At 71.7% G+C, this 7,961-nt stretch carries 9 protein-coding genes and 1 pseudogene; 9 read left to right on the top strand and 1 reads right to left on the bottom strand.

What is annotated here, in order from left to right:
• From ACZ64A_RS35330 to nusB, 7 genes and pseudogenes are all read left to right on the top strand, one after another.
• Window positions 1-129: pseudogene (locus ACZ64A_RS35330) on the top strand (chorismate synthase); the annotation flags it as partial.
• Window positions 126-641 carry a shikimate kinase gene (locus ACZ64A_RS35325; protein ID WP_469816027.1) on the top strand — a complete coding sequence of 172 codons (516 nt, stop codon included), beginning with the start codon at window positions 126-128 and terminating at the stop codon, window positions 639-641. The pseudogene ACZ64A_RS35330 and the gene ACZ64A_RS35325, both read left to right, overlap by 4 nt.
• Window positions 638-1,729 (top strand): 3-dehydroquinate synthase, encoded by a 1,092-nt coding sequence (gene aroB / locus ACZ64A_RS35320; protein WP_469816026.1) that lies wholly within the window; start codon window positions 638-640, stop codon window positions 1,727-1,729. The genes ACZ64A_RS35325 and aroB overlap by 4 nt, the downstream gene beginning before the upstream one ends.
• A gap of 162 nt (window positions 1,730-1,891) precedes the next feature.
• Window positions 1,892-2,785: a Pro-rich N-terminal domain-containing protein gene (locus tag ACZ64A_RS35315; protein ID WP_469816025.1), complete on the top strand. Its 894-nt coding sequence runs from the start codon at window positions 1,892-1,894 to the stop codon at window positions 2,783-2,785.
• 127 nt (window positions 2,786-2,912) lie between these two features.
• On the top strand, window positions 2,913-4,019 hold the full coding sequence (locus tag ACZ64A_RS35310; RefSeq protein ID WP_469816024.1) for an aminopeptidase P family protein: 1,107 nt from the start codon (window positions 2,913-2,915) through the stop codon (window positions 4,017-4,019).
• An 89-nt stretch (window positions 4,020-4,108) separates the two neighbouring features.
• Window positions 4,109-4,675 (top strand): elongation factor P, encoded by a 567-nt coding sequence (gene efp, locus ACZ64A_RS35305; RefSeq protein WP_031486831.1) that lies wholly within the window; start codon window positions 4,109-4,111, stop codon window positions 4,673-4,675.
• A 2-nt stretch (window positions 4,676-4,677) separates the two neighbouring features.
• Window positions 4,678-5,112 (top strand): transcription antitermination factor NusB, encoded by a 435-nt coding sequence (gene nusB, locus ACZ64A_RS35300; protein WP_361635074.1) that lies wholly within the window; start codon window positions 4,678-4,680, stop codon window positions 5,110-5,112.
• A gap of 376 nt (window positions 5,113-5,488) precedes the next feature.
• On the opposite strand, the gene bldD is transcribed toward nusB, so the two are convergent.
• Complete coding sequence (bldD, locus tag ACZ64A_RS35295) at window positions 5,489-5,989, bottom strand: transcriptional regulator BldD (RefSeq protein WP_187750771.1); 501 nt, start codon at window positions 5,987-5,989, stop codon at window positions 5,489-5,491.
• A 343-nt stretch (window positions 5,990-6,332) separates the two neighbouring features.
• On the opposite strand from bldD, the gene pyrR reads away from it, so the two are divergent.
• Window positions 6,333-6,890: a bifunctional pyr operon transcriptional regulator/uracil phosphoribosyltransferase PyrR gene (gene pyrR / locus ACZ64A_RS35290; protein WP_363265048.1), complete on the top strand. Its 558-nt coding sequence runs from the start codon at window positions 6,333-6,335 to the stop codon at window positions 6,888-6,890.
• A 91-nt stretch (window positions 6,891-6,981) separates the two neighbouring features.
• Window positions 6,982-7,959 (top strand): aspartate carbamoyltransferase catalytic subunit, encoded by a 978-nt coding sequence (locus tag ACZ64A_RS35285; protein WP_469816023.1) that lies wholly within the window; start codon window positions 6,982-6,984, stop codon window positions 7,957-7,959.
• Window positions 7,960-7,961: the final 2 nt, after the last annotated feature.

The following is a 7,961-nucleotide window of genomic DNA, read 5'->3' as shown; positions in this document are numbered from 1 at the left end:
GGGATCGTCGCCGAGGCGATGGTGGCGCTCGTCCTCGCGGACGCGGTGGCGGAGAAGTTCGGCGGCGACAGCGTGGCCGAGACCCGCCGCAACGTGCGCTCGTACCTCGACAACCTCCACATCCGATGAGCGGCCCGCTGCTGGTCCTGGTCGGCCCGATGGGCGTGGGCAAGTCCACGGTCGGGCGGCTGCTGGCAGAGCGCCTGGGCGTGGGATACCGGGACACCGACGACGACATCGTCACCGGGCAGGGCCGCACCATCGCCGACATCTTCGTCGAGGACGGCGAGAGCGCCTTCCGCGCCCTGGAGAAGCAGGCGGTGCAGCGCGCTCTCGCCGAGCACGAGGGTGTCCTCGCGCTCGGCGGCGGCGCCGTCCTCGACGCCGGCACCCGCGCGCTCCTGGCCGGCCATGAGGTGGTCTACCTGTCGATGGACGTCGAGGAGGCCGTCAAGCGCACCGGCCTCAACGCCGCGCGTCCGCTGCTCGCGGTCAACCCGCGCAAGCAGTGGCGCGAGCTGATGGAGGCCCGCCGGCACCTGTACGAGGAGGTCGCCACCGCGGTCGTGCCGACCGACGGGCGCACCCCCGAAGAGGTCACCCAAGCCGCCCTGGACGCAGTGGAGTTGAAGAAAGCATGAGCGAGTCGGTCACGCGGATCCACGTCGGCGGGACGGCCGGCACCGAGCCGTACGACGTCCTGGTGGGCCGTCAGCTGCTCGGTGACCTCGGCGGGCTGATCGGCACCAGGGCCAAGCGGGTCGCCGTGATCCACCCCGAGGCGCTCGCCGAGACCGGCGACGCACTGCGCGCCGACCTGGCCGAGCAGGGCTACGAGGCCGTCGCGATCCAGGTGCCGAACGCCGAGGAGGCCAAGACCGCCGAGGTCGCCGCCTACTGCTGGAAGGCGCTCGGCCAGTCCGGGTTCACCCGTACCGACGTCATCGTCGGCGTCGGCGGCGGCGCCACCACCGACCTCGCCGGTTTCGTCGCCGCGACCTGGCTGCGCGGTGTGCGCTGGATCGCCGTCCCCACGACCGTCCTGGCGATGGTGGACGCGGCCGTCGGCGGCAAGACCGGCATCAACACCGCCGAGGGCAAGAACCTGGTGGGCGCCTTCCACCCGCCGGCCGGCGTCCTGTGCGACCTGGCCGCGCTGGACTCCCTCCCGGTCAACGACTACGTCTCCGGCCTGGCCGAGATCATCAAGGCCGGCTTCATCGCCGACCCGGTCATCCTGGAGCTCATCGAGTCCGACCCCGAGGCCGCGCGCACCCCTGCGGGCCCGCACACGGCCGAGCTGATCGAGCGTTCGATCCGGGTGAAGGCGGAGGTCGTCTCCAGCGACCTGAAGGAGTCGGGCCTGCGGGAGATCCTCAACTACGGCCACACCCTCGGCCACGCCATCGAGAAGAACGAGCGGTACAAGTGGCGGCACGGCGCGGCCGTCGCGGTCGGCATGCACTTCGCCGCCGAACTCGGGCGGCTGGCCGGCCGGTTGGACGACGCCACGGCCGACCGCCACCGCACGGTCCTCGAAGCGGTCGGGCTGCCCCTGCACTACCGCTACGACCAGTGGCCCAAGCTGCTGGAGACGATGAAGGTCGACAAGAAGTCCCGCGGTGACCTGCTGCGCTTCATCGTCCTGGACGGCCTGGCCAAGCCGACCGTCCTGGAGGGCCCGGACCCGGCGGTGCTGCTCGCCGCGTACGGGGAAGTGGGCGAGTAACTCCCGCCGGATCCCTTCCGCCCGATTCCGCACGCACAGCGGGCACTTCACACCGCCCCCGGCCGTTCACCAATCAGCGGCCGGGGGCGGTACCGTTCGGTAGGGCGGGGTTCGCCCCCGCCGGCCAGCGTCAACCTTCTGTACGAGACGGAGTGGCACCGGATGCAGCATGCAGTGGGTTCTCCGCTGCCGCCGCCCCACCAGCCGGGGCACGGACCGGCCGTCGGCTGGTCACCGGCCGCACACCACCCGGTCGCCCCCCACGGGCCGGCCCCCGTACCGCAGGGCTCCGGCCCGGTGCCCCCGCCGCCCCCGGGCTTCACCGCGGGGCCGCCCTCCGGCCCGCATCCGCCGCACCCCGCGGCACCGCCCCAGCCGATGCCGCCGCACCCCTCCGCGCCCCGGCCCCCCGACACCACCGGCCATGTCGCGCTGCCCCCGGGCGGCCCGGTCGGTGTGCCCACGGCCCCGCCCGCACCGGTCACCCCCGACCCGGCGACCACCACCCTCGCCGTCCTGCTCATCGGCCCGGCCGGCGCCGGCAAGACCAGCGTCGCCCGCTACTGGGCCGACCACCGCGGGGTGCCCACGGCCCACATCAGCCTCGACGACGTACGCGAGTGGGTGCGCTCCGGTTTCGCCGACCCCCAGTCGGGGTGGAACGACCACTCGGAGGCGCAGTACCGCCTCGCCCGCCGCACCTGCGGCTTCGCCGCGCGCAACTTCCTCGCCAACGGCATCTCCTGCATCCTCGACGACGCCGTCTTCCCCGACCGCCCGGTCGTCGGCCTCGGTGGCTGGAAACGACATGTCGGCCCCGGCCTGCTGCCGGTCGTCCTGCTGCCGGGACTCGACATCGTGCTGGAGCGCAACGCCGAACGCAGCGGCAACCGCCGCCTCACGGACGAGGAGGTCGCCCGCATCCACGGCCGGATGGCCGGCTGGTACGGCTCGGGCCTGCCGATCATCGACAACTCCCAGCTGGACGTCCCGGAGACGGCGAAGCTCCTCGACGACGTCCTGGCGAGGGCGATAGCCAGCCCGCCGCAGTGGTGACGGCTGCGCACCCGCACCCCGACAGGACAACGGCCGCACACCCGGACAAACGAGCAGCCCCGTCGGTGGCACCCCCTTCGGCCCCTCCCAACCGGCACAATCCGGCCACCGCTCCTACGCTCGTGTCATGTCAGAGGTGTACGCGACCCGCCGAGCCAGGCTGAGGGAACGCTGCAGTGTGGGCGGCAGCCCCTCCGCCCTGGTCACCCGTCCCGCCAACATCCGTTACCTGGCGGGCGCGTCCCCGCACGGCGCCGCACTGCTGCTGAGCAGGGACGACGACGTGCTGGTGTGCGTGAGCCCGCTCGAGGACCGGCCCACCGAGGGCCGCCCCGACGAGGCCGTGCGCGTCCACACCCTGTCCGGCACCGGCGGCGACGCGGCCGTCGCGGCGGCGGGCCTGGCGCAGGCCGCGGGTCTGGACGCCCTCGCCCTGGAGGAACACCACCTCACCGTCGCCCGGCACCGGGCCATCCGCTCGGTGGCGCCCCGGCTGCGCCTGAGCGACCTGGGCGGCGCGGTGGAGCAGCTCAGGGTGGTCAAGGACGAGGAGGAGATCTCCTGCCTGCGCATCGGCGCGGAGATCGCCGACCAGGCCCTGGGCGAACTCCTGGAGTCCATCCTCGTCGGCCGTACCGAACGGCACCTCGCCCTCGAACTGGAGCGCCGCCTGGTCGACCACGGCGCCGACGGGCCCGCCTTCGCCACGTCCGTGGCCACCGGCCCGCACGCGGGGCGGCGCGGCCACCGGCCCACCGACCGCCGCGTGGAGGAGGGCGACTTCCTCTCCGTCTGCCTGGGCGCGACCTACCGCGGCTACCGCTGCGAGATCGGCCGCACGTTCGTCATCGGCACCTCCCCGGCGGACTGGCAGATCGAGCTGTACGACCTGGTCTTCGCCGCGCAGCGGGCCGGCCGTGAGAGCCTGACACCGGGCACCGCGTACCGTGACGTGGACCGCGCGGCGCGCCAGGTCCTGGACTCGGCGGGCCACTCCGAGCGCCTTCTGCCGCTCACCGGGCACGGTGTCGGACTCGAAATCGACGAGGACCCTCAGTTGGCCCCCTCGGCCATGGGTAAACTGGACGCTTGCGTGCCGGTCACCGTCGAACCGGGGGTCCACCTCCCGGGCCGGGGCGGTGTCCGGATCGATGACACGCTCGTCGTCCGCCCCGAGGCGGACGGCGGACCCGAGCTACTCACCATCACGACCAAGGAGCTGCTCGCCCTCTAGCGACCCCGGGGAAGTCCACGCGACCTTCCCCGGCGCCGCTCGGTGCGTGCCCCGGGGTCGTCCACGTCAGTCCAGGAGATTCCGCAACCGTGGCTTCCACGAACGACCTCAAGAACGGCATGGTGCTCAAGCTCGAAGGCGGCCAGCTCTGGTCCGTCGTCGAGTTCCAGCACGTCAAGCCCGGCAAGGGCCCGGCCTTCGTGCGCACCAAGCTCAAGAACGTGCTGTCCGGGAAGGTCGTCGACAAGACCTTCAACGCCGGCGTCAAGGTCGAGACGGCCACCGTCGACAAGCGCGACATGCAGTTCTCCTACATGGACGGCGAGTACTTCGTCTTCATGGACATGGAGACCTACGACCAGCTGATGGTCGACCGCAAGGCCGTCGGCGACGCCGCCAACTTCCTGATCGAGGGCTTCACGGCCACCGTCGCGCAGCACGAGGGCGAGGTGCTCTTCGTCGAGCTGCCGGCCGCCGTCGAGCTGGTCGTGCAGGAGACCGAGCCGGGCGTCCAGGGCGACCGCTCCACCGGTGGCACCAAGCCCGCCACCCTGGAGACCGGCCACCAGATCCAGGTTCCGCTCTTCATCACCACCGGTGAGAAGATCAAGGTCGACACCCGCACCAGCGACTACCTCGGCCGGGTGAACAGCTAACCGTGGCTGCCCGCAACACGGCCCGCAAGCGCGCCTTCCAGATCCTCTTCGAGGGCGACCAGCGCGACGCCGATGTCCTGACGGTCCTCGCGGACTGGGTCCGGCTGTCCCGCTCCGACACCCGGCAGCCGCCGGTGAGCGAGTACACGATGCAGCTGGTCGAGGGCTACGCCGAGCACGCGAAGCGCATCGACGAGCTGATCGCGCAGTACGCGGTGGGCTGGACGCTGGACCGGATGCCGGTCGTCGACCGCAACATCCTCCGTCTCGGCGCCTACGAGCTGATCTGGGTGGACGAGACCCCGGACGCCGTCGTCCTGGACGAGATGGTGCAGCTGGCGAAGGAGTTCTCCACCGACGAGTCGCCGTCGTTCGTCAACGGCCTGCTCGGCCGGCTGAAGGAGCTCAAGCCGTCCCTGCGCAGGGACCAGGCCTGACGCCCCCTTTCCGTGCCATGTCCGAGGGCCCGCGGATCACTCCGCGGGCCCTCGGCGTTCACTGCCTGCCCGCTGCCCGCTTGATCTCGCCCCCGTGTGTTCCGGGGGGCGGCGGATCGCCGGGGGGGGGGCAGCGCCTGGCCGTGGCTGTGCCACGCCTCCCACCGTTGCTGCCGCCAGCCGGCGACGCCGTACAGGCCCTTCAGGGACTCGTCACGGGGGCGGGCAGGACCTCGACGACGTCCGGGCCCCCGGCGGCTCACAGACCGGCCGCGGTCGGCCCACGGGCCGGCCGCGGCCGGAAGAACGCACCAGGGGCGGAGCCACACGGCTCCGCCCCTGGTAGAGACGTTTCTGCTGAGGGCGCCCGGGGCGCTCAGCCCTCCTCGTGGGCGACCGCGCGCCGCGCGTCCGCGTCCAGCACACCCCAGCTGATCAGCTGCTCGGTGAGGACCGAGGGGGACTGGTCGTAGATGACGGCGAGTGTGCGCAGGTCGTCCTGGCGGATGGAGAGCACCTTGCCGTTGTAGTCACCGCGCTGCGACTGGATGGTGGCCGCGTAGCGCTGCAGCGGGCCCGCCTTCTCCACCGGGACGTGGGCCAGGCGCTCCAGGTCCAGGACCAGCTTCGGCGGGGGCTCGGCGGCGCCGCCGGGGGTCGTGCCCGGGAGCAGCTCCTGCACCGGAACGCCGTAGAAGTCCGCCAGCTCGGCGAGGCGCTGAACGGTCACGGCACGGTCGCCGCGCTCGTACGAACCGACCACGACCGCCTTCCAGCGTCCCTGGCTCTTCTCCTCGACACCGTGGAGGGAAAGGCCCTGCTGGGTGCGGATGGCCCGGAGCTTGGCCCCGAGCTGTTTGGCGTATTCGCTGGACATATAGCTCCCCGGCACTGTGTCGACGCGACTGGCTTCGTCCATGCCGCGCGGCTGGTAACTCACTGTGAGGTTACGCAGCGTGATTCTCCTGCGTCAAGCCGAATGGTCCACACCGACTCTTCCGTGGTAGTGGCATCCGGTTGGGCCGAGCGGGTGACGGAGCAGGGCCGAGCGGGTTACTCCCCGGCGCGTCGCGGACCCTCCGGCGGGACGTCCCGTACCGGACGGCGCGGGTGGCAGGGGGGTGTGGGCGAGGGGCCGTCGCGGCCTGCTACCGTGGATGGCGCAAACCCGACGTCCTTTAAGGTCCGTCCCGTGAGGCGGAGAAGGAGGTCCTTTTCGTATGGACACGCAAGCGTCCGATGCGAGGCCCGTTCTCGAAGGCCCCGACATCGCGCGGGTACTGACCCGCATCGCCCACGAGATCGTCGAGCGCGCCAAGGGCGCCGACGACGTGGTGCTCCTCGGCATTCCCACCCGGGGCGTCTTCCTGGCCCAGCGGCTCGCCGCCAAGCTCGAGCAGATCACCGAGCGCAAGGTGCCGGTCGGCTCGCTGGACATCACCATGTACCGCGACGACCTGCGCATGCACCCGCCGCGTGCGCTGGCCCGCACCGAGATCCCCGGTGACGGCATCGACGGCAAGCTGGTCGTGCTCGTGGACGACGTGCTGTTCTCCGGCCGCACCATCCGCGCCGCCCTCGACGCCCTGAACGACATCGGGCGCCCCCGCGCGGTGCAGCTCGCGGTCCTCGTCGACCGCGGCCACCGGGAACTGCCGATCCGCGCCGACTACGTCGGCAAGAACCTCCCCACGTCGTTGCGGGAGACGGTCAAGGTCCTGCTCGCCGAGGAGGACGGTCGCGACACCGTGCTGCTCGGTGTGACGGCCGACCAGTAGCACCTCGCGCGCCGGGCGGCTTCGGCATGCCCGCACACGCACCGAAGTGCGCACATCCTCCCGAATTGAACTGCCTTACGGAGCCTGACAGATGCAGCGTCATCTCATCTCGGCCGCCGACCTCACCCGCGACGACGCCGTCCTGATCCTCGACACCGCCGAGGAGATGGCCCGGGTCGCCGACCGGCCGATCAAGAAGCTGCCGACCCTGCGCGGCCGCACGATCGTCAACCTCTTCTTCGAGGACTCCACCCGCACCCGGATCTCCTTCGAGGCCGCCGAGAAGCGCTTGTCCGCGGACGTCATCAACTTCACCGCCAAGGGCTCGAGCGTGTCCAAGGGCGAGTCCCTGAAGGACACCGCCCAGACCCTGGAGGCGATGGGCGTCGACGCCGTCGTCATCCGGCACGGCGCCTCCGGTGCCCCCTACCGCCTCGCCAACTCCGGCTGGATCGACGCCGCCGTGATCAACGCCGGCGACGGCACCCACCAGCACCCCACCCAGGCCCTGCTGGACGCCTTCACCATGCGCCGCCGCCTGGTCGGCCGGGACGCCGGGCTCGGCCAGGACCTCGCCGGCAAGCGCATCACCATCGTCGGCGACATCCTGCACAGCCGGGTCGCCCGCTCCAACGTCGACCTGCTGCACACCCTCGGCGCCGAGGTCACCCTCGTCGCCCCGCCCACCCTGCTGCCGGTCGGCATCGAGACCTGGCCCTGCGAGGTCTCCTACGACCTCGACTCGACGCTGCCCAAGTGCGACGCGGTGATGATGCTGCGTGTCCAGCGCGAGCGGATGAACGCCGCCTTCTTCCCCACCGAGCGCGAGTACTCCCGCCGCTACGGCCTCGACGGCGACCGCATGGCCAAGCTGCCCGAGCACGCCATCGTGATGCACCCCGGCCCGATGGTGCGCGGCATGGAGATCACCGCCGAGGTCGCCGACTCCGGCCGCTGCACCGCGATCGAGCAGGTCGCCAATGGCGTCTCCATCCGCATGGCCGTCCTCTACCTGCTGCTGGGCGGCAACGAGCCCGCCGTCACCCACACCCGTACCGAGGAGAAGTAAGA

The sequence above is a fragment of the Streptomyces sp. NPDC104814 genome (assembly GCF_055583185.1).
This window is presented reverse-complemented; position numbering and strand designations above follow the sequence as displayed.